Raw genomic sequence first — 22,113 nt, 5'->3', positions numbered from 1 at the left:
AGCCAGTAAGAGCCAATATGTACAAAAGGATTGGCCAGCCACATTGCACCCGAACGTTCTGTTATCCGGCCAATTACATACGAGAAAGCGATTATCCAAAATAATATTGTGGATGACCACCAGGCAGCATTTCCCATGGGGAAAATGGCACGCGTCCGGGAAAATAGGTAGAGGTTTACCAAAAGGATCACCGCAAAAACGACTAAAAAGAATATCATAAATTGTTTACCTTTCATTGCTGATTTGTTTGACAATTAAACTAAAAAAGACGCTAAAAGTTTAAATAAAAAATAAACTCAACACAAAAATAAACATCATTGCCGAAGTTCCCTGGATGAGGGTAGCTATAGTGTGCGTTTTGTAACCAGTTTTAACATTCATTCCTGAAAACTGGGTAACCACCCAAAAGAAACTGTCGTTGGCGTGTGAAATGGTCATGGCCCCGGCACCGGTAGCCATAACGGCCAGTACTTTTCCGTTCAGTGAATCGAGTCCGATGGTGGAAAGCAGCGGTGCAATGAGCGCTGAAGTAGCAACCAGTGCCACAGTGGATGAACCCTGCGCGGTTTTAAAAGCTGCTGCCACAATGAAGGGCAGGAAAATTCCAAGTTCGTACCCGGCCAGCATATTGCCAAGTATTTCTCCAATTTGGGATTCTTTCAGGATGGTGCCAAAAGCGCCGCCTGCACCGGTAATCAGCAAAATGGGAGCTGCCGCCGAAATGCCGTCGCCAATCCACCCGGTGAGCGTTTCTTTATTGAATTTTGGGAAAAGCAGTAAGGAAAGCAGAAATCCCAGAAGTAGCGCATTAACGGGTTGTCCGGCAAAATCGAAAAAAGAAAAAATTAAACCGGTGCCAAAGGGCTTTGCCGGGTAAGTGGCTATTGAACGCAGGGCAATCAAAATTATCGGCACCAGAATGGGCAGCAGCGATTTTGTGGCCGAGGGGAGCTGGAATTCTGAAGTTTTTTCATCCGGCGGCTGCGCATCATCCTCGCTGGTTTTGTGTTTTTTGCCAATATACGAAGCCCACAACCAGCCAGTGAGCATGGCAAAAATGGCGGTTGCTGATCCGAACAGAATGACCAGTCCCAATTGATCGTTGAGTCCCAGGTTGCCTGCAGCGGCAATCGGTCCCGGAGTGGGAGGTACAAAAGTGTGGGTGGCATAAAGCCCGGTTGCCAGCGCAATAGAAAGCGTTACCGAGGGTTTCCCGGTTTTCTGTACCAGCGATTTTTTTAGCGACGAAAGAATTACATACGCCGAATCGCAAAAAACAGGAATGGAAACAATGTAGCCAATAATGGACATGGCCAGCCCCGGGAAACGTTTGCCTACCAGTTTAAGCACAAGTTCTGCCAGTTTGATGGCTGCATTCGATTTTTCGAGAATGGTACCGATTATGGTTCCCAAAACAATTACAATTCCAATGTAGGCCATAATGCTGCCAAATCCATCGGCAATAGTGAGCGCAATTTGTTCAACGGGCAATCCGGCGAGTGCCCCGGCAATATACGAAGCCAATAGCAACACGATAAACGGGTGCATTTTCAAACGGGTGGTCCCCAGGATGATAAATAGAACAGAAACAAGCAGAACGATTGTCAGCCAAAGTCCTTCAGGCATTTTTCAGATTTTTATAAGGTATTGAAATTGGCTTGGTTTTCTATGAAATGAATTGGAATGTCTTTTACAAATGTTCGCAGCCATTTGGCGCAATATTTCATTCCGGCCTCTTCCAATTTAATATGGCCGAGAAAAATGATTGCCTTCCTTTTATCTTGCTGAACCACATCGTTGGCATAAAGATAAGTTTCCCATTCGCTGGCTTCACCTGCAATCAAAACTTCAACATTTTCATTCTGAAGCATATTAATTTGCCGTTGTTCGCCCGGTGCCCCGGCCATAAAAGCTGTTTTGCTGAATTTCATTTCAGTATTGCCAATTACCCGAACAGTTGCCATGTTTAACCGGGTTTTCAGTTCGGTGGCAAATTCAGCAATCGTTGTTTCCGGAATTTCGGAAAACGTAAAAACAACCAAAAGAAGAAAACCAGGAAATTTTATTTTCATTTGCATAATCAGACAGTATTGCTTAAGGAATAAAAATAGTTGTTTTTTTACGGCTTCAAACTATTTGCAATGAAAAAAATAAAACTGCGCGGGAAAGAGTTGAAAAGGATTGGATTTACCAACGACCAGGCCATTTCGCTGGCCATTAATTTGGTAAGCAAAAAATAAAACGCAACGATAAGCTTGAAGTTCTGGAGTTGCTGGAAAAAATAAATATTGAACCCGAAAGTTACCTGGCGTATCCTGTTTTTGGAGATCTGGCCAAATTTCTTTCGGGTAAAAAATTGCTACAAAAGAAGAAAAAGAAGCCGGTACTCAACAAAACTGCTCTTGATTTTAAAATTTACGGAGAGGAGAATATCGATCCTGTGGCCATCCAACAGATGCAAACCGCCATAAAACTGCCCATTTCAGTAAAAGGCGCATTAATGCCCGATGCACATGTGGGTTACGGGCTGCCAATTGGCGGTGTGTTGGCCACATACAATTCGGTTATTCCTTACGGTGTGGGAATGGACATTGGCTGCCGGATGTGCCTTTCTGTTTTTCCGGCTTCGCCTAAAAAAATCAACGGTGAACGCGGCCGCATTAAAAATATCCTGATGAACGATACCCGCTTCGGACTGGCTGAATTCAACGATTTGGAAGAGGTTGAAATCCTTGATCGCAAGGAGTTTTCGGAGATAAAATTTCTGAAATCGTTACGCGGAAAATTTGCAAAACAGCTGGGCACTTCCGGGCACGGAAATCATTTTGTTGATGTGGGGATTGTTGAGATAAAAGCTTTTTCTGAATTGATTAATCTGCAGCCCGGAGAATATTTTGCGGTGTTGAGCCACTCCGGCTCCCGGAATTTTGGGGCAGAAATTTGCAAATACTATACGCAAATTGCCAAAGATAAACTGGATGGGGTGTTTTGTTGTTGAGGAACAGCATCAGTAACTGCAATTTCAGCATTAACTTTATTTTTCTCAGTAATTGATTTCTTGTTTGGGTGGGGGCTGCAGCTGGCAGCTATAATGAAAAGTAGGCACAGTAATAAATTCTTGATTTTCATTGCTAAAATTGTAGATATAAGTACATTTTATTCTTTTTTTCTTTTCAAAAAAACGAAAAACTTATGAAAAAGAAAAGTGGTTCAGTAATCGTTGGAAGATTTTTCTGGTTCAATCACTTTCTTTTTGAACCAGTTTTTAGGGTTTATTTGTTTTTTGTACCGGGTAAATAATTCTTTTCCAACCAGTAATACCACTCGTCGAATGTTGTGTAGGAATCCATCCCTTTAAAAGGCTTCATTGCAGGATGATTGTGGTCTTCAAAAATTACAGTGCCTTCCTGGGCTGGCGGATGCGTTTTAAAATAAGTTCCAACCAGGTTGCCATAAAATGACCATTCATATTCATGGTCGGCTGCAGCATGAATGCCAACAAATCCTTTACCTGATTTCATGAAATTTTCAAAAGCTTTTTGCTCCTGATCTTCAATCGCATCGCCGGTAGGATTCAGAAATACAGAGATATCAAAATTATTCAGAAACTTTTCATTAAAAAGAGAAGGGTCTTCGGTAGCCGTAATCACCCAGTTTTGTTTCGGACTTAAATCATACAACATTTTTAGACCCGAAGAAACTGATGCATGACAGACAGATTAGAAAAAAGGGAAAACGGAAAACAGAAATCCGCACGAATTCTGTTTCAGAGAACTTTTTTAAAAATGCAACTACCGGGTTAGTTACTTTTCTTTTTGTACTATTTTCATTGCCGCAAGTTTATGCGCAATCAAATAATCCGAATGAAGCTAAATGGAACGGCCAGGGTTATTCTCTAAAAAAAGTAGTGAGTAATCCTGCTGTTCCGAATAGTTGTTGCGCACAGTTTGTTTCAGAGTGCGAAACCGACTCGGTTGTGGTGAGTATAAGCAACGGAACGTTTGCTTCGGCAACTTTGAACGGCGCATCGCTTTCATCAGGATTTGCCGGACAAAGCAGCTTTACATTTGATACCAATTCAACATCCCCTAATTTAATTACCTGCGTAACACCCGATTCAACAGGAGTTGTGGTTATCAATTATACAGCCTATTTCTCCAATGGAGAAAAATGTGAGGAAAAAGTTGAAATGGATTGCGTAGCGCCGGAACCAACTTCCGACTGCTGCCCGGTTGTCGATTTCAAATTGCGGTGCTCATGGCCGTTCTTTAACAAGTATGTAGGTACTTTTGAGATTATCAATCCTGATCCATCCAACCCGATTTGTTCGGTTCAGATAAGTTCTTCATCGGCAGGGAGTTTTAATACTGGTAACTTGATAATTGACGGAACTGCATCAGGTCAGAGCTGGAATTCGACATCTATTCCTGCTTCAGGTACATTAAGTCCGCAGGCCGTAAATGATATGTGTCGAGGCACAATGCTTTCTTCGAACTGACTTGTCCTTACACTCCGGGAACGGATGATAAGGCTCCGATGTTTAATCTTGTATTAAAAGGCGGACTTCCGAAACTGGGTATGGCCCTGATAAGTGAAGAAGGAAATGTAATTTTCGATGCTGAAATCGATCTTGCAAATCCCGATTCTATCAATACTTCGGCTATTGATCCGGGCGAAGTTTCAGGCAAAATGTTTGAATTTATCAATCTTTATCCAAATCCGACAAATGGCTCTTTCCGCGTAACTTATGCGACAAGCGACCAACAAGATGTGGAAATCAGGGTTGTTAATCCATTAGGACAGGCCATTAAAGTGTTGAATCCCGAAGGCAATTTTACGGGGGGTCACCACAAAGATATAGATGCCCGTGATTTGGCAGGCGGAGTGTACCGGGTATTTTTTTTTCAGAAGGAGAAGTCCGAAGTAAATCAGTAGTGATTGACCGGTAAAATAAGTTTCGTCATAATCTCACTCAAAGTGAGGCTATGACTGGTTCATAGGAAAATAATTGATTCACAGTAAATAGTGTCTTTTAAAAACATATATGATTTCAGACTGGCAATTTATAGTATAATGTTAGCAGGAGTTGCACCACTTTTTTTAAATTTGTATTTAAGTAAAGAGTTCGATATTTTGAAAAACATGGAAACAATAAAAATACATCCGAAAAATAAAGAGCAACTGATTGCAATTAAGGCAATGTTAAAAGCTTTTAAAATTCCGTTTGAAAGGGCTGAAAAAGAGTCTTATAACCCTGAATTTGTTGAGAAAATAAAAGAATCGGAGAAAAATGAGGATGGGTCTGTTCTCTTAAATTCAGAAAAAGATATTGAAGATTATTTCACTAATCTTTAGAGATGGGCTACCATGTAAAAATATTACCGCAAGCACAAAGAGACATTGCCTTTTATAAAAACACCGGGAAAATAGCTTCATTCAAAAAAGTCAAAAAACTCATTTTAGAATTACGCGATCATCCAACCACCGGAACCGGGCAACCTGAAAAACTAAAATATAACCTTGCAGGTTATTGGTCGAGAAGAATTGATAAGAAAAACAGGTTAATTTATCGGATTGAAGAGGATAAAGTAATCGTGGTTGTTGTTTCTGCATTGGGGCATTATTAAAATCATTAACATAATATATAGGTGAGCGAATCTCCAAAAAGTAATCGCTTTCCGAAAAATCGCGCCGCCCAATTATTATCTTTGCACCTCACGAAAATTTAGTTTATGCACGAAATAATTTTTTGGATCATCATAGCCATTATCGTTCTCGATTTTGTTTTTGAGAATTACCTCGATTATCTGAACACTACCCGGATGAGCAAAAAACTGCCGGACGAGGTAAAAGATATTTACGATGAAGAAAAGTACAAAAAACAGCAGGCTTATCAAAAAGAGAATCAGCGTTTTGGAATGATAACCGGCACGTTCAGTTTTGTGCTGATTTTGGCCATGTTTCTTTTTTATGGTTTTGCTTATGTCGATAGTTTGGTGTGGAGCGTCACTTCAAACGCTATTTGGGCTGCTTTGCTTTTTTTCGGAATTTTAATGTTTGCTTCCGATATTCTGAATATCCCATTTTCGATTTACGACACATTTGTGATTGAAGAAAAATACGGATTCAACAAAACCACCCCCAAAACATTTGTTTTCGATAAAATAAAAGGCTGGCTGCTGGGAGCCATAATTGGCGGCGGATTGCTGGCGCTGGTAATTTTTATTTACCAGAAAACACAAAACATGTTCTGGATTTATGCCTGGCTGGTGGTAGCAGTGTTCAGCATTTTTATGTCGATGTTTTACTCCAACCTGATTGTCCCGCTTTTTAATAAACAAACCCCGCTGAAAGAAGGAGAATTGCGAAGTTCAATCGAGGATTTTGCTCAAAAAGTGGGTTTTAAACTCGACAATATTTTTGTGATTGACGGCTCCAAACGCTCTGCAAAAGCCAATGCCTATTTTACCGGTCTCGGGCCAAAAAAGCGAATTGTTTTGTACGATACATTAATCAACGACATGGAAACCGACGAACTGGTGGCTGTTCTGGCACACGAAATCGGACACTACAAAAAGAACCACATCATTCAGGGATTGATTATTTCGCTGATTCAAACCGGGATTGTGCTGTTCATTTTCTCGCTGCTAATCGACAGTCCACTGTTGAGCAAGGCACTGGGAGTGGAAGAACCAAACTTCCACATCGGGTTGATTGCTTTTGGAATTTTGTATTCACCGGTTTCGTTTGTTTTGGGAATTTTTATGAATATGCTTTCGCGGAAAAATGAATACCAGGCCGATGCGTTTGCAGCCAAAAACTACAGGCCCGAAGCGCTCGCTTCAGCGTTGAAAAAACTGTCGGTAAAAAACCTGAGCAACCTGACACCACATCCGAAATATGTTTTTTTCAACTATTCGCATCCCCCGTTGTTGGAACGATTGAATCATTTAAAAACCTTTGAAGAATAGCTTTTTAAAAGTGAAATAAATTTCATGCAATTCTACTTTTTATGTCAAACTACTGATTAAGGAGAGAATTCGATTTTTTTTGGGTTTGAACAAAAATGAACCTTATTGCATGCATGAATTTTTATATCTTTGAAATGATTTAAGTTGAAACAGTGAAAAAGGATAAAGAAAATATATTAAATAAAGTAAAAGGCATTTTAAGATCAAATGTGCCTGATGCGCGAGTTTTGCTTTACGGTTCCCGTGCAAGGGGCGATGAAAACCCCGATTCAGACTGGGATATCCTTGTAATTTTGGATAAGTCTAAAATTGAGCCATCTGATTATGAATTAATTTCTTATCCTGTTTATGAGTTAGCTTGGGAAACAGATGAACAATTCTCAGTAAAACTCTATACAAAAGATGAATGGCAAAAAAGAAGCTTTACTACATTTTATAAAAATGTTGAAAAGGAGGCTGTTATTCTATGAGTTTGTCTAATGATGAAAGAAATGCAATAGTTTCCTTTCGGGTTCAGAAAGGAAAAGATACCCTAAAAGAGGCAGAAGGAATAGCTACTTTGGAGTATTGGAATGCTGTAGCAAACAGGTTGTATTATGCTTGTTATTATGTAACAACTGCACTTCTTATTAAAAATAAGTATGCTGCTCAAACTCATCGGGGGGTAATTCATCTTTTAGGTATGCATTTTATTAAACCAGGTATAGTTACACAAGATGCCGGTAAATTTTTTTCAAAATTATATGAACTCAGGCAAACCGGTGACTATGATGATCTTTTCAATTTAACTAAAGAAGATGTTAAACCGATGATTGCTTCTGCACGAAAATATCTCAACGAATTAATCCAGCTTATTGAAGAATAAATTCCTGAAAATGAGCATTACTTTTGGATTTAAATTCCCCTTAGAACAAAATCTTAAGAAACTAAAAAAATGAAAGCAGAAATTATAACCATTGGCGATGAAATACTCATTGGCCAGATTGTGGATACCAATTCGGCTTGGATTGCCGAACAATTTAATTTGCATGGTATTGAAATCTACCAGATTACATCAGTACACGACGATAAAGAGCATATTCTTGAAGCATTAAAAAATGCAGAAGAAAAAGTTGACCTGGTTATTCTCACCGGTGGATTGGGGCCCACAAAAGACGATATTACCAAAAACGTGTTGTGTGACTATTTTAATACAAAACTGATTTTTCATGAACCGACATTTGAGCATATCAAAGAGCGATTCAAAAATCGTAAAATTGACCTGAATAAACTGAACCGCGACCAGGCGCTGATTCCTGAAAGTTGCACGGTGATTCCGAATAATGTTGGCACTGCACCCGGAATGTGGTTCGAAAAAAACGATACTATTTTTGTATCTGTGCCGGGTGTACCTTTTGAAATGAAAAACCTGGTAGAAACTGAAATTTTGCCGAGACTGGAAAGTAACGGTAAAACAAAAGCAATTTATCACAAAACGTTGCTAACACAGGGGTTACCCGAATCTATGCTGGCTCAAAAAATAGAAAAATGGGAAGACGCACTTCCGGAAAACATTAAACTGGCTTATCTTCCAAACCCAATGGCAATCAGGTTGCGGCTTTCTGCAATCGGAAAAAATAAAGAACTGCTTGAAAAACAAGTTGAAACGGAAATTGAAAAATTGAAAAAAATCATTCCGGAAAATATTTTCGGATACGATAACGAAACCTTAGCCGGGGTAATTGGTGGAATTTTGAAAAAGAACGGTAAAACTTTAGCTGTTGCTGAAAGTTGCACCGGTGGCTACATTTCGCACCTTATTACTTCTGTACCCGGCAGCTCGGAGTGGTACAAAGGTGGTGTTACTGCCTACTCCAACGAGTTGAAGCAGAATCTGCTGGGTGTTTCGGCAAATTCACTTGAAAAATTCGGCGCTGTCAGCGAACGGGTTGTCCGGGAGATGGCCGAAGGTGCCCGCCGCAACCTGAATGCGCACTTTTCAGTTGCAACCAGTGGTATTGCAGGTCCAACCGGCGGAACCACAGAAAAACCAGTAGGAACTATTTGGATTGCAGTTGCTGGCCCGGATAAAACCGTTGCCAAAAAATTTGTGTTTGGCGACAACCGCGAACGGAACATCATCCGGTCGAGCCAAACAGCTTTGCAACTTTTACGAAGGACAATACTGAACCTGCAATACAAATATTTTTGATAAATTTGTAAAAATTTGTGATAATGCAATTAACAGTGGATTTAAATATTGAGCAGTTAATTCAGATTTTAAAAAATTTGCCGGCAGATCAAAAAAGAAGAATAAAAGCTGAATTACTGGATACAGAGACAAGGAAAAATCAGATTGAGAAATCTGAATTTCAAAACTTTTTGCTGAAAGGTCCCATAATGTCTGATTCGCAATATCAGCAGTTTAAAGAAAACAGAAAAAGGATGAATCAATGGAGAACACAATAATTTGTCTTGACACATCTGTCCTAATTGATTATTATCGAAAAAAAGATAAATCAAAAAGTTTCTTTTTTGAGTTGGCTGGCAAGTATGACGAATTTGCTGTTTCAACAATTACTGAGTTTGAAGTTTATTGTGGAAGTGACGAGGAAAAGGATCTGTTTTGGGATAATTTTTTTAGAAAAGTAAATTCACTCCCTTTTGATTCTATGGCAAATAAAAAAGCAATTGAGATTGACAGACAATTAAAAAAAATCAGTAAACAGATTGATACTCCTGATTTGATGATTGCTGCAGCTGCGATTTCCAATGGATTAAAATTAGCTACACTTAATTTTAAACATTTTGGCAGAATTGAAGAATTGGAAATTGTCAGCCGATAATTCAGGATTATCACTCTTTAACACTTATTCCTATTAATTACATCCGGATTTCTCTAATTTTGAAATTGGCATCATTTTAGAAGTATGCCTGCGTTTATTTTTATAAATATGACAATAACATGAAAAAAACACTTATCATCATTGGAATAGTTGTGGTTTTGCTTATTGCATCACTGGCTGCCATCCCATTGTTTTTTAAAGAAACACTGATGGAAAAAACCAAAACCACTATCAATAAAAATGTAAATGCTGAAGTGGAATTTGCGGATCTTAAACTTTCGTTATTCCGTAATTTTCCAAAACTTACACTCGAATTGAAAGATGTTCTGGTTACTGGCAAAGGTGAATTTCGAACTGATACATTGCTGGCTATGCCTTCGTTACAGGCAAATACTCCATTGGGGAGTTTATTTAACCGGGAACAAATTGGCATTGAAGAAATTATTTTAGTGAGCCCGCAGATGAAACTTGTTGTGGGGAAAACCGGAAATGCCAACTGGGATATTGCAAAAGAAACCGGAGAAGCACCAGAACCTGCTGCAGAAGGAGGAATGAACCTTCAGCTTGAAATGATTGAAATTACCGGCGCAAATTTCATTTACGACGACCGTGATCTGAATATGCTTCTGCAGCTCGAAAACATTGATATCAATATTTCAGGAGAAATGTACGGAACAGCGGCCCAACTGCTCGCCGAGGGAACATCCGAACGACTTTCGCTGAATTATGAAGGCTCGAATTATATTTCGAACCTGGCCATTGAAACCCGCACCGTACTGAATATGGATTACGATAAAATGGATATCGAAATCCAGGAGAATGAACTGCTTGTTAACCGCCTTCCGCTGGAAGTGCTTGGCCTGATTCAGATGCCCAACGACAGCATGTTTTTCGATTTGCAGCTGAAAACAAAAGAGTCGGGGTTTGATAACTTCCTGGCTTTGGTTCCCCCCGATTACAAATCGTACCTGGAGGATATTGAAACCAGCGGAACGGCAACAATATCGGGAACGGTAAAAGGATTTTACCTCGGCGACGATTATCCTGCTCTTGACATTAAATTGGATGTGGCGGATGGCAATGTGCATTATGCCGATCTTCCCGAAGAAATCAAAAATATTTCGGCAGATGTGTCAATTGTTAAACCGCAGGGAGTGCTCGATTTAACCGAGGTAAACGTTAAAAAAGCACATACCGAAGTGAAAAACAGCCCGGTGGATTTGTCACTTGTATTGAAAAACCTGGTTAGTGATCCCTATTTCGACGGGAACTTCACAGGAAAAGTCAATTTTGATGAATTGAAAGATGCTTTGCCGCTCGACAGCGTAAATATTGCCGGATTGATAGATGCCAACCTGGTGGTGAAAGGCAACTATTCGGCCATTGAAAACGAGCAGTACGATAAAATCCGGTCAGACGGAACTGTTTTGCTCAATCAGTTCGTTTACGAATCGCCGTCACTTACCCAAAGAATTCTGGTGCCGGAAGGTAAATTTGATTTCACACCACAAACCGTTACGCTAAGCGGATTAAACATGAACATTGGACAGAGCGATTTCCGGCTGGCAGGGAATGTAACCAATTACCTGAATTATGTTTTGAAAGACGGAACCCTGGCCGGAAACCTGCAACTGAATTCTTCGCTGGTTAATTTGAATGAACTGCTTCGCCTTCAGGTAGCTGATGATTCCAGCGCGGAAGAAGTCCCGCAAACTGATGAATCAAATGAGGATACAGTTGAAGATAATGAAGAAGTTTTGGTTTTTGATGTGCCCAAAAACATTGATTTCACTTTTCAGTCTAACATTCAGCGCGTAATTTTTGAGCAGCTGCCCATCACCGACGTAAATGGCCTGATAACTGCCCGAAACGGAAAGCTTATACTCGACGGGCTGAACATGCACATGCTCAACGGCCAGCTCCAATTAACCGGTTCTTATGAAAACACACCGGAAAATCAACCGCTGTTCGATTTTGGTTTCGATTTGGCTGATATTGACATTCCTGTGGCGTTTCAAACGCTTACCAGTGTGCAAAAAATGTTTCCTATTGCCCGGCAAAGCCAGGGAAAATTCAACACCAGCCTGCAGGTTAATGGTCAGTTAAGTTCCGGCTTTGGTTTGATTGCGCCTACCATTAATGGAACCGGTGGATTCAGTACAGAAAACCTGCGGATTATTGAATCGCCCCTGTTTGACCAATTAAAAGGATTGCTCAAATCGGAACGGCTCCAGAATGTAAAGGTTGATGATTTCCAGGCTTCTGTTGAAGTAAATGACGGAACCATTCAGCTGAAACCTTTTACAACGCGTGTGGCAGGGCAGGAGACAACCATCTCCGGAAATCTTAATACGCAGAATTTACTTGATTTGAGGTTGGGTTTTAATGTTCAGCGCGAGGCATTCGGCCCCGATATTGAAAATATCCTGAAAGTATTACCCGGAGAGGAGCGCATACAATTACTGCCAGCATCAGTGCTTTTGAGTGGCCCTGTGGGAAACCCGGAAGTTAAAATCGACCTGGATGATGCCCGGGAAAAGATTACTGAGGAGATCCGGAAATCTACAAAAGACGATTTACAGAAATCGTTGAACAAGATAGGAGAAGGGCTTAAGGATTTATTTAAATAGCCAGAAATCGCACGTATTTGCTTGCTTCTGGTATGCCCGTTTACCTTCCGGCTTTCTTTATCGTTTTTGAAATATACTTCCAGTATTTTTCATGAAATTTTCTGCCTTCTTTTCCAATAATTTTGTGATAAGTCCGGGGCTCATCATCGGGCTTGAATTTTAATTCTTCCGAAAATATATTGTATTCAAACAACCTGTTTTCATTCAGGTTGCCCCTGAACTCATGCAGTTTGAAATGATGGTAACCGTTTTCTTCGATGAATTCCCGGCTTTTTTCAAAATCGTAATTTTGGTTTTCATACTCGAAAACTGAATGCTGCTTCAAATATAGATTTATGCTCAAAACATTACAATAATGAACCTAAAACATTTTCGTTAAACTAAAAAATTAGTTTTGGTTATAGTTGATAATGAGCTATTTGCGATAAAATATTTCAATAAACTAACAATTTAGTTTGAAAACTAAAATATTAGTTTTATATTTGAAACAAGAAAATAAAAGCTGGTTGACCACAAGGAGTAGAGGAGAGAAACAATCCGAATTGCATTGAAAGTAGAAATGTACTTCAGTTTAAATGATTTTTTAAAACTAAGAATTATGGAAACAAAAAAATCGAACAAAGCAGACCTCGAAAGCAAGCGGAACACCTTTTTTTTAACCGGGCTTGTAATAGCATTGTCGCTGACCATGCTGGCCTTTAACTGGAAAGTTAACCCCGGCAAAGTAGAATCGCTCGGCATTTTGGTGTCAGAGGAAGTGGAGGAGGAGATTGTACCAATAACGCGTGCACCCGAGGTGAAACCACCGCCACCTCCGCCACCGCCAAAAGTTGTGGAGGTGCTGAATATTGTGGAAGATGATGTGGAAATAGAAGATGATCTTGTGATTCAGGATTCGGAAGCCGACGATAAAACAATTGTCGATATTCAACCGGTTTTGGAAACGCATGAAGAGGAGGAGGATGAAGAGGAGGAAATTTTCTATTTCGCAGAGGATCCGGCGGAATTTCCGGGAGGTGACAGAGCACTGTACAAATACATTAATGATGCAGTTAACTATCCTATAATAGCCCAGGAGAACGGCATTCAGGGGAAAGTGTATGTGAAATTTGTAGTGAACGAGCAGGGTGCCGTAAGCAATGCCGAAATTTTACGAGGAGTTGACCAGTCGCTAAATGAGGAGGCCCTGCGGGTTATAAACAGTTTGCCCAATTTTAAACCCGGTAAACAGCGTGGAAAACCGGTTAAGGTTTATTACAACGCGGTGATTAATTTTCAATTACAATAACATTTTACATGGTGATTGAAAATTATTTCCGGGTCAACTAATTTTTTAGTTTGCAGGCACAATTTTTGTGGCCAATAGTTTAGATTTAAAATTGGTAATCAGAATAAAATGAAAGAACTTACAAAAGCGGAAGAACAGGTGATGCAGTTGCTTTGGCAAAAAGAAAAGGCGTTTGTAAAAGATTTGGTTGGAGAAATGCCAGAGCCGAAGCCGGCATACAACACGGTTTCTACCATTGTTCGCATTTTGGAGAAAAAAGGGTTTGTGGGGCACACAGCCTACGGAAAAACCCATGAATACCATCCGCTTGTCTCAAAAAAAGAGTACACCCGCTCGTTTATGAAAAACTTTATGCGTAACTATTTCAGCGGTTCGTTTAAAGAGATGGTTTCATTTTTTGCCAAACAGGATAACATGAGCCTTTCGGATTTAAATGAACTGATGGACGACGTGAAGCGCGATTTGGAAAACGAAAATTCAGAAAAAAATGAATAGCACAGTTAATTTTATACTGGAATCCGGTATTAGCCTCTCGTTGCTGGCCACTATTTACGTAATTTTTCTGCGTAAAGAGACGTTTTTCAGGTTGAACCGCTTGTTTTTGCTGGGCTCGCTTTTATTTTCTGTAGTGTTGCCATTTCTCAAATTCAGGGTGTACGAACCACAACCGGTAATGCTTTCGGAAATAACAGTTACGCCGTATCGTAACGTGCTGGAATCAGTTACCATTTACGGACAGGATTTATCGGTAACCGTTGAACAGGCCGTGCTTTCAACCACTTTGCTGATTTGGATATACCTTGCGGGCGTGGCCTTTTTCCTCGGAAGGTTTCTATTTCGCGTGGCTCAAATTGTAGTTGTCATTCTTAAAAATCAGGTTCAAAAGCACGACCGTTTTAACCTGGTAATTCTGGAAAAAGAGTGCAGCCCGTTTTCTTTCATGAACTATGTTTTCGTGAGCCGCCCGTTACAAAACAGCGAAGGCTACGACCGCATGATGGCGCACGAAATGGAACACATTAAACAGGGGCATTCGCTCGATGTATTAATCCTTGAACTGCTCACTGCCTTTCAGTGGTTTAATCCGTTTATGTGGATGTTGCGCCGCGCCATTCGCGAGAACCACGAGTTTCTGGCCGATCAGGCGGTGCTTGGCTCCGGTGTAAAACGCGGCTATTACAAAAAACTTTTATTGAACCAGTTTGCCGGTGGCCAGCTGGTTTTAACCAATAATTTCAATTATTCACTAATTAAAAACCGAATTAAAATGATGTCAAAAATGAAATCTTCGAAAATAGCTAACGTGAAAATTATTTTGGGCGTTTTTACCGCCCTTGCATTGATAGTATTTTTTGCCTGCGAGCAGAAAGAAACAATGGAGCTGGAGGAACCAATAGTTGATGAAAATGTAGTTACAATAAAATCTACGCTCCTGGAGGATGGCCGAATGAAAATTGAGGGGACTGCGGAAAACATGGAGGAGTTTACAAAACGCTACTCCGACGTAAACAGTTTTAAAATTGAAACCGATAGCCTGGGAAATGTCTTTTTGGTTCAGAAAGAAGAAGAAACACCGAAATCACTCGACACCGATGCTGATGTATTCTTCATCGTGGAAGAAATGCCGGAGTTTCCTGGTGGAGAAATGGCTTTGCGTAAGTACATTGCAAATAATATTGAGTACCCGAAGGTAGCCCAGGATAATGGTATTCAGGGAAAAGTATATGTTACTTTCGTGGTTTCAAAAGATGGCAGCGTGGCCAATGCCAGAATTGCCCGCGGGGTTGATCCTGCACTCGACAAAGAAGCTTTGCGCGTGGTAAACAGCCTGCCCAAATGGATGCCCGGTAAACAGCGTGGAGAGAATGTGAACGTGAGCTACACCGTACCGATAAATTTTGCGCTTCAATAAAGATAAATTTTGCGCTTCAATAAAGTTGAAAGGTTGAGTTGCCCTTCCCGTGAAAGTGATGAGTCTGCAAATGAAACTGGTTTTCTCTTTCACAGGAAGGGCAATTCAGTTTAACCTCAACTATTACCAGATTTATTTGAAAGAGGGCGGGGAAGAAGCAAAGAATGTGACCTATGCCCTCACCCGTATTGAGCGCATTAAAGAAGATATGTTTTTTGAAGATTGATCCGCGGTTAAAAATCGTTTAATCCGGTTTTGTCGCGTACCAGATTGGCCAGCTGAACACGGCTTTTTACGTCGGTTTTCGTATATATTCTATGCGTGTGATCTTTAACGGTTTGAAGCGTTATAAAAAGTTTTCCGGCGATGGCTTTGTTGGTTTTCCCGGTACAAATTTCCCGAACAATTTCTGCTTCCCGCTTCGAAATTTCATATTTCAAGCAAAACGATTCAAAATCAATGTTTTTAGTTTCCGTGGCATTTACATGAGCCAGGTATTTCAATCTGACCGGGAAAACAACACTGGCACCAAATAATGCCAGCAAAGCTAAGTTTGTTGAAACAAAACCGAAAGCATCGAAAAAGATCAGCAAAAAAGTATAAAGGACTACACCGGAAAAATAGATAAAAAAAGTTTTCTGCAATTCTTTCTTTGGAAAAGGGGTATTTGCACTCTTGTTGGGTTTCACAAAAGGCAAAATCAACACAGTATGCACAATAAAGTTAAAACCAGCCAATGCCCAAACAATTGATATGTCAGGCTCTCCCGGAAGCTGAATGTAATTATTCTGAATAGCAAATGTGAGCAAGAGCAAAGTTCCGATAAATCCGATGAAATAAACATAACCAACCGTTTTCGGAATTTTATAATTATTCAGGTTGAAGCCGAATTTCAGCAACATGTACCAGCTCACAATTAAAAACGGGGTGCCCAAAACAGGCACGTAAAATGCAAGTTTGCTGGTTAGTTCGGTGCTCAAATTAATATCGGCAATAATTTCCCGGATGGCCAGGTTGCCCCATATTCCGTAAAGAAAGAAAGAGAAAAGAAAAATTTGGTGGTACAGTAAAATTTGCAGCACTGGTTTTTTCAGTCTGTGAAAACACTGGTACGAAACAAGCGTGCCAATAACTGCCAATCCGGTAGTTGCGATAAAAGTGGCCAGGTACGAAAAATACTCAATAAACATTTTATGGTTTACTACTTTGGTAGTGGATACAAATCTAACGAATTGCCGCTGTTGTTGCTGCCTACCAAAGTAGTGAATATTTAAAATCCAACCAAAGTAGGAAGGATATTTTTTAGAGAAGGCCTACATTTGAATCAACAATGCGGGAAAACAGAAAATTTTAAAATCTTGGAAAATGGAAAAAGAAAAACATTACAATTTAGTGCCTTCGGTTGGTGGGAGTTTTAGTTACGGCTGGCGTACCATGTTCGGAAAACCGTTTTTGCCCCTTTTACTGGCCGTAATTATTGCCGTACTTTTGAACGGACCGTTGAGTGTAAATTACCAGGTTGACAACGGAAACTGGATGGATTTTGTGTGGGTAATGCCCGCTGCAATATTCGGCTTGGCCTACGGATTCCTTTTTCTTCCGGTAATTACTTACGGAGAGAAATACATGTTTTTGAAAGGTATGCGCGACGAAGAAACAAAAATAAAAGTTTTGTTTGACGGATTTAGAAGCAAATACCTGCAAATTGTTTTGGCCAATTTGATTGTAGTTGCACTAACAGTAATTGGGTTAGTACTATTAATTGTACCGGGAATAATTGTTGGCTGCCGCCTGGCATTTGTGCCCTACTTGGTAATGGACAAAGATTTGGAAGCCATGCAGGCCGTGGAAAAAAGCTGGCAAATGACCAGGGGCCACGGCTGGAAAGTATTCTGGATAGCAATTGTGTCCATCTTTGTTATTATTGCCGGGTTAATTGCGTTTGTTGTTGGGGTTGTTATTTCAAAAATGTGGATTCATGCGGCTTTTGCAACACTTTATCAATCGGTTTTAAACCAGAGCGATGATGAAAATCCAATTCCGATTCTGGGGGTGAATGAAGTATAAACAAAGAAATATTAATAATGAAGAAGCCCGGAATTTTCCGGGCTTTTTGTTTTATGTGAATTTCTTTGTTCGTATTTTGGAAGCCTAATTTTTAGGAATGAAGAAAACGTTATTACTGATATTTTTTTATTGGATTTCGAACCTGGCATTTGCCCAGTACTTCCAAACGGGACAGGACCCGGCTTCCATAAAATGGCGACAGATTAATACAGAAAATTTTCAGCTCATTTATCCTGATTATTATGAAGAACAGGCACAGGAGCTGGCCGGAAAACTGGAAGCTGTTTACAATTATGGTTCTTATTCGCTAAACCATAAACCACGGAAAATATCGGTAATACTTCACACACAAACGGTTAAATCGAACGGGCTGGTAGCCTGGGCACCCAAACGTGCTGAGTTTTATACCACGCCACATCAGGAAATTTATCCGCAGGACTGGCTCGAACAACTGGCACTGCACGAATTCCGTCATGTTGTTCAGGTAGATAAGGTGAACAGTCTGCTACCCGGAATTGTAAAAGCTGTACTTGGGCAGCAAGGAACTGCGCTGATTTTTGGCGGGTATCTGCCCTGGTGGCTTATTGAAGGCGATGCAGTTGTTACTGAAACAGCATTAAGTGACTATGGCCGCGGCCGATTCCCTTCATTTTTGATGGAACACCGCGCACAAGTGGTTGAGAAAGGCGTGTTTAGTTACGACAAAGCCTATCTCGGTTCGTATCGCGATTTTGTGCCCAACCATTACAAACTGGGTTACTACATGGTGGGAAGTGCACGCGCAAAATATGGCACTGGCCTGTGGGAGAAAGTTTTAAACAGAGTGGGAAACAAGCCATTTTCTGTTTTTCCGGTAAACCAGGCACTTAAAAAAGAAACCGGGTTGAAAAAGAAAACGCTCTACAAATCGGTTTTCAACTATCTGCAATCGGATTGGATTGCTTCTGATGAGCGTTACGAACCATCCGAATTTGAGCCTGTAACTTCTCTGCCAAAATATTTTGCAAGTTATAACTACAATCATTGGTTAAATGATTCAACGTTGTTAACCTATAAAACTTCTTATGATGAAATTCCTTCTTTCAACAAAATTGATCTGAACGGCAACGAAGAAAAAATTTTCAAACCCGGGCCAATTTTTAATGAATCGGTTTCGTACTCCGGTGAATGGATTCTTTGGTCGGAGCAAATACCGGATTTGAGGTGGGAACACAGCGGAAAATCGCTATTGAGGTTGTATAATTCAAAAACAGGCAGGCTGCTCGAAATAAAACCTGAATTTAAGAGTTTCAGTCCGGCACTTTCAAAAGATAAAAAGAAACTTGTGGTGGTGGAAACCGATTTCTCAAACAACTATTACCTTTCGGTTTATTCCGTTCCGCAAGGCAAACTAATTGAGCGTTTTCAGTCCAGTGAAAATAACTACTTTTTTTCGCCGGTGTGGCTAAACGACAATGAAGTTGCTGCCATAACACTTTCAACAAAAGGAAAACGACTGGCAAAAGTTAATTTTCAAAATAATGAAATGGAGCAACTGCTGGATGAAGATTTGGGAGATTTGAAACATTTGGTTCCTGCTGGTGATTACTTGTATTTCGTCAGTTCCTATTCAGCAAAAAACAGTTTGTACAGGTATAACTTTTCAACCCGGTTGGTTGAACAAGTTTATGAGCCGCGCTTTGGGATTGAATCGCCGGCTGTTTCGGCAGATGGTTCAAAAATAGTTTTAAGCGATTACACTGCTGATGGTTTTCGTTTGATTTCAATTCCTGCCGAATCAGATAATACAATTCCGCTTTCAGAAATAAAAAAAGGTCAATATCCGCTGGCAGAAGCATTATCGGAGCAGGAAAGCGGGAAACCCGATTTTAGTGGAACAGACGCGGTCAAATATAATTCAAAGAAATACAGCAAACCGGCACATTTGTTTAATTTTCACAGTTGGGCCCCGCTGTTCATCGATGCCGGAGCGTACGATATTTCGCCGGGAGTCAGCCTGATGTCGCAAAACAAACTGGGAACCGCCGAAACGGTTTTGGGCTATAAATGGGATATTGCTGAAAAATCTGGTCAGTTTTACGGAAATTACACGTTTCAGGGCTGGTACCCAAAATTTGATTTTGAACTGACCAGCGGAAACAGAAGATCAAAATATTTACAAATTGAACAAACCACCGACCGGAATGGAAATATCATCAGCCAGGATACAACCCGTCAGGAATTTACGTGGGGGGAATTGCAGGCAGGTTCAGGAATCCGTTTTCCTTTTAATTTAAGTAAAGGCAAGTTTAACCGGTATTTTCAGCCTGAAGTACAATACAATTTTACATCGTATAAAAGGCACAATTCAACTCCCGACAGATTTACCAACGGAAATTTCCACACGTTAAGTTACCGGTTTTACTACCACCAGTTTTTACGAAAAAGTTACCATGACATGTATCCTGATTTTGGCTTTGTGCTCGATGGTGCTTACCGGCATTCAGTGGCTGGCTCACTAAATCCGGGAAATATGTGGGCTTTGCAATCGGTAATTTATGTGCCGGGATTATTAAACTCACATGGAATAAAATTGTATGGCGGAACGCAAAAAACAAGTAATGACGGTACGCTTGGGTTTTCCGACATGATCAGGTATGCACGCAACTGGGGAAAAATAAATACCACGGGCTTGTCAACTGTGGGCATTGATTATAAATTTCCGCTTTTTTATCCCGATTGGAACCTGGGTAGTTTATTGTATGTCCGTCGGGTAAAAATGGCGTTATTTGGCGACTTCTCGCGGCTAAAAGGAAATTTTTATCACAATGGGGAAATTTCCGGAACTTTTGTGAAAGACATCTCCTCCTTTGGTACCGAAATTACTTCGGATGTTAATTTCCTCCGGTTTTATGCTCCGGCAGATATCGGGTTGCGGGCGGCATGGATTCCCGAAATGAAAGATGTTTATTTCGATTTTCTCTTTTCAATCGACCTCACCTCTTTTTAATGTGAAAACCGTTATTTCAGGCCGCATGTCGAGCCGCCAGGGAATTCCCACCGAACCTAATCCCGTGTTTACATACAAAACCGATGAACCTTTGCGATACAACCCGCCCCAGTATTTACTTGTGAGACATGCCAGGCTGAAAGGAATTCCTGCTGGTTTTAAGCCCCATTGCCATCCGTGCGTGTGTCCCGACAATGTTAATTCTATACTTTTTTTGCCTTCAACCTGGCTTTCCCAGTGGGCCGGATCGTGTGTCATTAAAATTGTGAAGGCTTCTTCCGGTACTCCCTGCAGTGCTTTTCCCAGATCGGCATACTGCGGAAACGGCGGATGCCCCCAGTTTTCAACCCCTACCAGAAAAATGGAGTCATTTCCCGCTTTAATCACCGTATGCTGATTATTTAAAAGCGTGAAACCGGTTTCATTCAAAACCGAAATAATTCCTTCGAGGTTGGCTTGCTTTTCTTTGGGGCTTTCCCAATCGGTATAGTCCCCATAATCATGATTTCCCAATATAGAATAGGAAAGGCTGAGGTCACCCATATCCTTTAAAACCGGCAAAAAACCATTGGTCTCCGTTTGGAAATTGTTAACCAAATCCCCTGTAAACAGGAGTAGGTCTGTATCCATTTCATCAATTTTTGCTTTAGTTTTTTCCAGGAGTTTATTCGATTTTAACATTCCTCCAATGTGCAAATCCGAAAATTGGACGATACGGTAATTATCAAAATTTTCCGGCAGGTTTTGATAATTCAAAGTAATTTCTTTTACAGTTATTCTTTGTTTTCCAATTATAATACCATAAAGTAAACTAATCCCCAATCCTGCAGAAATTACAACACCTGCCAGCGAAATTATTATTGATTTCTTGTCAAAAAACCAATGCAAAACAAAAGCCAGTGCATTTGGAAAATTGAAAATGAAAAAGGTAAACAGGATAGCATTAAAGTAAAAATAAATGGGGTAGTTGGTAGCATTTCGGGGTTGGTTCGGGTAGATATACAAAGAAATAAATCCTAAAATAATTATCACATTTAAAAACCATAATGAACGCTTGAGCAATCTTTTGTTATTCTGCAAAAAAATTACAGTTAGATTTTTTATTGATCCTCCGGCTAACAATAAATAAAAAATGATAAAAAATAGAATATAGAGTATTTGAAATGATCGCATGCTGTTTAAAACTAAATTTTACTTTTGAACGAATTTCCTTTCACCTATTACTGTATTGTGTATCAACTATTTTAACTCAAAAAAGAGTACTTTTAAATTCGTGAGAATTGAATATTTCAATTTAATCGTACAAATATACGTAAACAGGCCAAAGAAAAATGATGATAGGGCATTGAAATAACCATTCCGGATATTTTTATAAATTGAATTATATAAGAATTACCCTGATTCTTTTATTCTCCAGGTTAACATTTCTAA

General features: G+C 40.1%; 24 protein-coding genes and 1 pseudogene. 18 read left to right on the top strand and 7 right to left on the bottom strand.

All coding sequences use genetic code 11. The annotated features are described in order from the left end of the window. From ACTCNA_RS04760 to ACTCNA_RS04750, 3 genes and pseudogenes are all read right to left on the bottom strand, one after another. A pseudogene (locus ACTCNA_RS04760) lies at nucleotides 1-236 on the bottom strand (hypothetical protein); the annotation flags it as partial. Between the two features lie 43 nt (nucleotides 237-279). Beyond that, the gene (locus ACTCNA_RS04755; protein ID WP_462946755.1) at nucleotides 280-1,626 is read right to left on the bottom strand and encodes a GntP family permease; all 1,347 of its coding nucleotides are present in this window, start codon (nucleotides 1,624-1,626) and stop codon (nucleotides 280-282) included. A gap of 11 nt (nucleotides 1,627-1,637) precedes the next feature. Beyond that, nucleotides 1,638-2,072 (bottom strand): Nif3-like dinuclear metal center hexameric protein, encoded by a 435-nt coding sequence (locus tag ACTCNA_RS04750; protein WP_462946754.1) that lies wholly within the window; start codon nucleotides 2,070-2,072, stop codon nucleotides 1,638-1,640. A 197-nt stretch (nucleotides 2,073-2,269) separates the two neighbouring features. Here ACTCNA_RS04750 and ACTCNA_RS04745 point away from each other — a divergent pair, with 197 nt between their 5' ends. Continuing rightward, nucleotides 2,270-2,998: an RtcB family protein gene (locus ACTCNA_RS04745; RefSeq protein ID WP_462946753.1), complete on the top strand. Its 729-nt coding sequence runs from the start codon at nucleotides 2,270-2,272 to the stop codon at nucleotides 2,996-2,998. 274 nt (nucleotides 2,999-3,272) lie between these two features. Here the strand turns inward: ACTCNA_RS04745 and ACTCNA_RS04740 are convergent, their stop codons facing one another. Further along, nucleotides 3,273-3,683, bottom strand: a complete 411-nt coding sequence (locus ACTCNA_RS04740) for a ThuA domain-containing protein (protein WP_462946752.1) — start codon at nucleotides 3,681-3,683, stop codon at nucleotides 3,273-3,275. A 20-nt stretch (nucleotides 3,684-3,703) separates the two neighbouring features. On the opposite strand from ACTCNA_RS04740, the gene ACTCNA_RS04735 reads away from it, so the two are divergent. The 11 genes from ACTCNA_RS04735 to ACTCNA_RS04685 all read left to right on the top strand — a co-directional run bounded on the left by ACTCNA_RS04735 (nucleotide 3,704) and on the right by ACTCNA_RS04685 (nucleotide 12,426). Further along, nucleotides 3,704-4,498 (top strand): hypothetical protein, encoded by a 795-nt coding sequence (locus tag ACTCNA_RS04735; RefSeq protein ID WP_462946751.1) that lies wholly within the window; start codon nucleotides 3,704-3,706, stop codon nucleotides 4,496-4,498. 38 nt (nucleotides 4,499-4,536) lie between these two features. Next, nucleotides 4,537-4,935: a T9SS type A sorting domain-containing protein gene (locus ACTCNA_RS04730; protein ID WP_462946750.1), complete on the top strand. Its 399-nt coding sequence runs from the start codon at nucleotides 4,537-4,539 to the stop codon at nucleotides 4,933-4,935. Between the two features lie 138 nt (nucleotides 4,936-5,073). After that, the gene (locus ACTCNA_RS04725) at nucleotides 5,074-5,355 is read left to right on the top strand and encodes a DUF2683 family protein (RefSeq protein WP_462946749.1); all 282 of its coding nucleotides are present in this window, start codon (nucleotides 5,074-5,076) and stop codon (nucleotides 5,353-5,355) included. 2 nt (nucleotides 5,356-5,357) lie between these two features. Beyond that, complete coding sequence (locus ACTCNA_RS04720; RefSeq protein ID WP_462946748.1) at nucleotides 5,358-5,627, top strand: Txe/YoeB family addiction module toxin; 270 nt, start codon at nucleotides 5,358-5,360, stop codon at nucleotides 5,625-5,627. A gap of 105 nt (nucleotides 5,628-5,732) precedes the next feature. Next, nucleotides 5,733-6,971: a M48 family metallopeptidase gene (locus ACTCNA_RS04715; RefSeq protein ID WP_462946747.1), complete on the top strand. Its 1,239-nt coding sequence runs from the start codon at nucleotides 5,733-5,735 to the stop codon at nucleotides 6,969-6,971. Between the two features lie 152 nt (nucleotides 6,972-7,123). Further along, on the top strand, nucleotides 7,124-7,441 hold the full coding sequence (locus ACTCNA_RS04710) for a nucleotidyltransferase domain-containing protein (protein WP_462946746.1): 318 nt from the start codon (nucleotides 7,124-7,126) through the stop codon (nucleotides 7,439-7,441). After that, nucleotides 7,438-7,836 carry a HEPN domain-containing protein gene (locus ACTCNA_RS04705; protein WP_462946745.1) on the top strand — a complete coding sequence of 133 codons (399 nt, stop codon included), beginning with the start codon at nucleotides 7,438-7,440 and terminating at the stop codon, nucleotides 7,834-7,836. Before ACTCNA_RS04710 ends, ACTCNA_RS04705 begins: the two co-directional genes overlap by 4 nt. A gap of 69 nt (nucleotides 7,837-7,905) precedes the next feature. Beyond that, nucleotides 7,906-9,162 carry a competence/damage-inducible protein A gene (locus tag ACTCNA_RS04700; protein ID WP_462946744.1) on the top strand — a complete coding sequence of 419 codons (1,257 nt, stop codon included), beginning with the start codon at nucleotides 7,906-7,908 and terminating at the stop codon, nucleotides 9,160-9,162. A gap of 23 nt (nucleotides 9,163-9,185) precedes the next feature. Then, the gene (locus ACTCNA_RS04695; protein WP_462946743.1) at nucleotides 9,186-9,419 is read left to right on the top strand and encodes a hypothetical protein; all 234 of its coding nucleotides are present in this window, start codon (nucleotides 9,186-9,188) and stop codon (nucleotides 9,417-9,419) included. Continuing rightward, on the top strand, nucleotides 9,404-9,796 hold the full coding sequence (locus ACTCNA_RS04690) for a type II toxin-antitoxin system VapC family toxin (protein WP_462946742.1): 393 nt from the start codon (nucleotides 9,404-9,406) through the stop codon (nucleotides 9,794-9,796). The genes ACTCNA_RS04695 and ACTCNA_RS04690 overlap by 16 nt, the downstream gene beginning before the upstream one ends. 119 nt (nucleotides 9,797-9,915) lie before the next feature. Further along, nucleotides 9,916-12,426 carry an AsmA family protein gene (locus tag ACTCNA_RS04685; protein WP_462946741.1) on the top strand — a complete coding sequence of 837 codons (2,511 nt, stop codon included), beginning with the start codon at nucleotides 9,916-9,918 and terminating at the stop codon, nucleotides 12,424-12,426. A gap of 40 nt (nucleotides 12,427-12,466) precedes the next feature. Here ACTCNA_RS04685 and ACTCNA_RS04680 read toward each other — a convergent pair whose 3' ends face one another. Beyond that, nucleotides 12,467-12,751, bottom strand: a complete 285-nt coding sequence (locus tag ACTCNA_RS04680; protein WP_462946740.1) for a hypothetical protein — start codon at nucleotides 12,749-12,751, stop codon at nucleotides 12,467-12,469. A 273-nt stretch (nucleotides 12,752-13,024) separates the two neighbouring features. Between ACTCNA_RS04680 and ACTCNA_RS04675 the strand changes: the two genes are divergently transcribed. The 4 genes from ACTCNA_RS04675 to ACTCNA_RS04660 all read left to right on the top strand — a co-directional run bounded on the left by ACTCNA_RS04675 (nucleotide 13,025) and on the right by ACTCNA_RS04660 (nucleotide 15,852). Continuing rightward, on the top strand, nucleotides 13,025-13,714 hold the full coding sequence (locus ACTCNA_RS04675; protein WP_462946739.1) for an energy transducer TonB: 690 nt from the start codon (nucleotides 13,025-13,027) through the stop codon (nucleotides 13,712-13,714). A gap of 108 nt (nucleotides 13,715-13,822) precedes the next feature. Continuing rightward, nucleotides 13,823-14,209 carry a BlaI/MecI/CopY family transcriptional regulator gene (locus ACTCNA_RS04670; protein ID WP_462946738.1) on the top strand — a complete coding sequence of 129 codons (387 nt, stop codon included), beginning with the start codon at nucleotides 13,823-13,825 and terminating at the stop codon, nucleotides 14,207-14,209. After that, entirely contained in the window at nucleotides 14,202-15,626 is a 1,425-nt protein-coding gene (locus ACTCNA_RS04665; protein ID WP_462946737.1) for a TonB family protein, read from the top strand. Before ACTCNA_RS04670 ends, ACTCNA_RS04665 begins: the two co-directional genes overlap by 8 nt. Before the next feature lie 55 nt (nucleotides 15,627-15,681). Then, nucleotides 15,682-15,852, top strand: coding sequence for a hypothetical protein (locus tag ACTCNA_RS04660; RefSeq protein WP_462946736.1), 171 nt, complete (start codon nucleotides 15,682-15,684; stop codon nucleotides 15,850-15,852). A 7-nt stretch (nucleotides 15,853-15,859) separates the two neighbouring features. On the opposite strand, the gene ACTCNA_RS04655 is transcribed toward ACTCNA_RS04660, so the two are convergent. Continuing rightward, the gene (locus ACTCNA_RS04655; protein ID WP_462946735.1) at nucleotides 15,860-16,816 is read right to left on the bottom strand and encodes a helix-turn-helix transcriptional regulator; all 957 of its coding nucleotides are present in this window, start codon (nucleotides 16,814-16,816) and stop codon (nucleotides 15,860-15,862) included. A 175-nt stretch (nucleotides 16,817-16,991) separates the two neighbouring features. Here ACTCNA_RS04655 and ACTCNA_RS04650 point away from each other — a divergent pair, with 175 nt between their 5' ends. Beyond that, on the top strand, nucleotides 16,992-17,693 hold the full coding sequence (locus ACTCNA_RS04650; RefSeq protein ID WP_462946734.1) for a hypothetical protein: 702 nt from the start codon (nucleotides 16,992-16,994) through the stop codon (nucleotides 17,691-17,693). Between the two features lie 97 nt (nucleotides 17,694-17,790). After that, nucleotides 17,791-20,682, top strand: coding sequence for a TolB family protein (locus ACTCNA_RS04645; RefSeq protein ID WP_462946733.1), 2,892 nt, complete (start codon nucleotides 17,791-17,793; stop codon nucleotides 20,680-20,682). On the opposite strand, the gene ACTCNA_RS04640 is transcribed toward ACTCNA_RS04645, so the two are convergent. Further along, a complete protein-coding gene (locus ACTCNA_RS04640; RefSeq protein WP_462946732.1) occupies nucleotides 20,659-21,714 on the bottom strand; it encodes a metallophosphoesterase in 1,056 nt (351 codons plus the stop codon). The genes ACTCNA_RS04645 and ACTCNA_RS04640 overlap by 24 nt on opposite strands. Between the last annotated feature and the right edge of the window lie 399 nt (nucleotides 21,715-22,113).

The sequence above is a fragment of the Tangfeifania sp. genome, assembly GCF_055108615.1.
The sequence above is the reverse complement of the archived record's forward strand: the minus strand, read 5'-3'. Positions and strand labels throughout refer to the sequence as shown.

Bases quoted from the DNA above. Each gene is read 5' to 3' on its own strand.
- ACTCNA_RS04755 (WP_462946755.1), bottom strand. From the start codon at position 1,626: ATGCCTGAAGGACTTTGGCTGACAATCGTTCTGCTTGTTTCTGTTCTA.
- ACTCNA_RS04750 (WP_462946754.1), bottom strand. From the start codon at position 2,072: ATGAAAATAAAATTTCCTGGTTTTCTTCTTTTGGTTGTTTTTACGTTT.
- ACTCNA_RS04740 (WP_462946752.1), bottom strand. From the start codon at position 3,683: ATGTTGTATGATTTAAGTCCGAAACAAAACTGGGTGATTACGGCTACC.
- ACTCNA_RS04735 (WP_462946751.1), top strand. From the start codon at position 3,704: ATGCATGACAGACAGATTAGAAAAAAGGGAAAACGGAAAACAGAAATC.
- ACTCNA_RS04730 (WP_462946750.1), top strand. From the start codon at position 4,537: ATGTTTAATCTTGTATTAAAAGGCGGACTTCCGAAACTGGGTATGGCC.
- ACTCNA_RS04725 (WP_462946749.1), top strand. From the start codon at position 5,074: ATGTTAGCAGGAGTTGCACCACTTTTTTTAAATTTGTATTTAAGTAAA.
- ACTCNA_RS04720 (WP_462946748.1), top strand. From the start codon at position 5,358: ATGGGCTACCATGTAAAAATATTACCGCAAGCACAAAGAGACATTGCC.
- ACTCNA_RS04715 (WP_462946747.1), top strand. From the start codon at position 5,733: ATGCACGAAATAATTTTTTGGATCATCATAGCCATTATCGTTCTCGAT.
- ACTCNA_RS04705 (WP_462946745.1), top strand. From the start codon at position 7,438: ATGAGTTTGTCTAATGATGAAAGAAATGCAATAGTTTCCTTTCGGGTT.
- ACTCNA_RS04700 (WP_462946744.1), top strand. From the start codon at position 7,906: ATGAAAGCAGAAATTATAACCATTGGCGATGAAATACTCATTGGCCAG.
- ACTCNA_RS04695 (WP_462946743.1), top strand. From the start codon at position 9,186: ATGCAATTAACAGTGGATTTAAATATTGAGCAGTTAATTCAGATTTTA.
- ACTCNA_RS04690 (WP_462946742.1), top strand. From the start codon at position 9,404: ATGGAGAACACAATAATTTGTCTTGACACATCTGTCCTAATTGATTAT.
- ACTCNA_RS04685 (WP_462946741.1), top strand. From the start codon at position 9,916: ATGAAAAAAACACTTATCATCATTGGAATAGTTGTGGTTTTGCTTATT.
- ACTCNA_RS04675 (WP_462946739.1), top strand. From the start codon at position 13,025: ATGGAAACAAAAAAATCGAACAAAGCAGACCTCGAAAGCAAGCGGAAC.
- ACTCNA_RS04670 (WP_462946738.1), top strand. From the start codon at position 13,823: ATGAAAGAACTTACAAAAGCGGAAGAACAGGTGATGCAGTTGCTTTGG.
- ACTCNA_RS04665 (WP_462946737.1), top strand. From the start codon at position 14,202: ATGAATAGCACAGTTAATTTTATACTGGAATCCGGTATTAGCCTCTCG.
- ACTCNA_RS04655 (WP_462946735.1), bottom strand. From the start codon at position 16,816: ATGTTTATTGAGTATTTTTCGTACCTGGCCACTTTTATCGCAACTACC.
- ACTCNA_RS04650 (WP_462946734.1), top strand. From the start codon at position 16,992: ATGGAAAAAGAAAAACATTACAATTTAGTGCCTTCGGTTGGTGGGAGT.
- ACTCNA_RS04645 (WP_462946733.1), top strand. From the start codon at position 17,791: ATGAAGAAAACGTTATTACTGATATTTTTTTATTGGATTTCGAACCTG.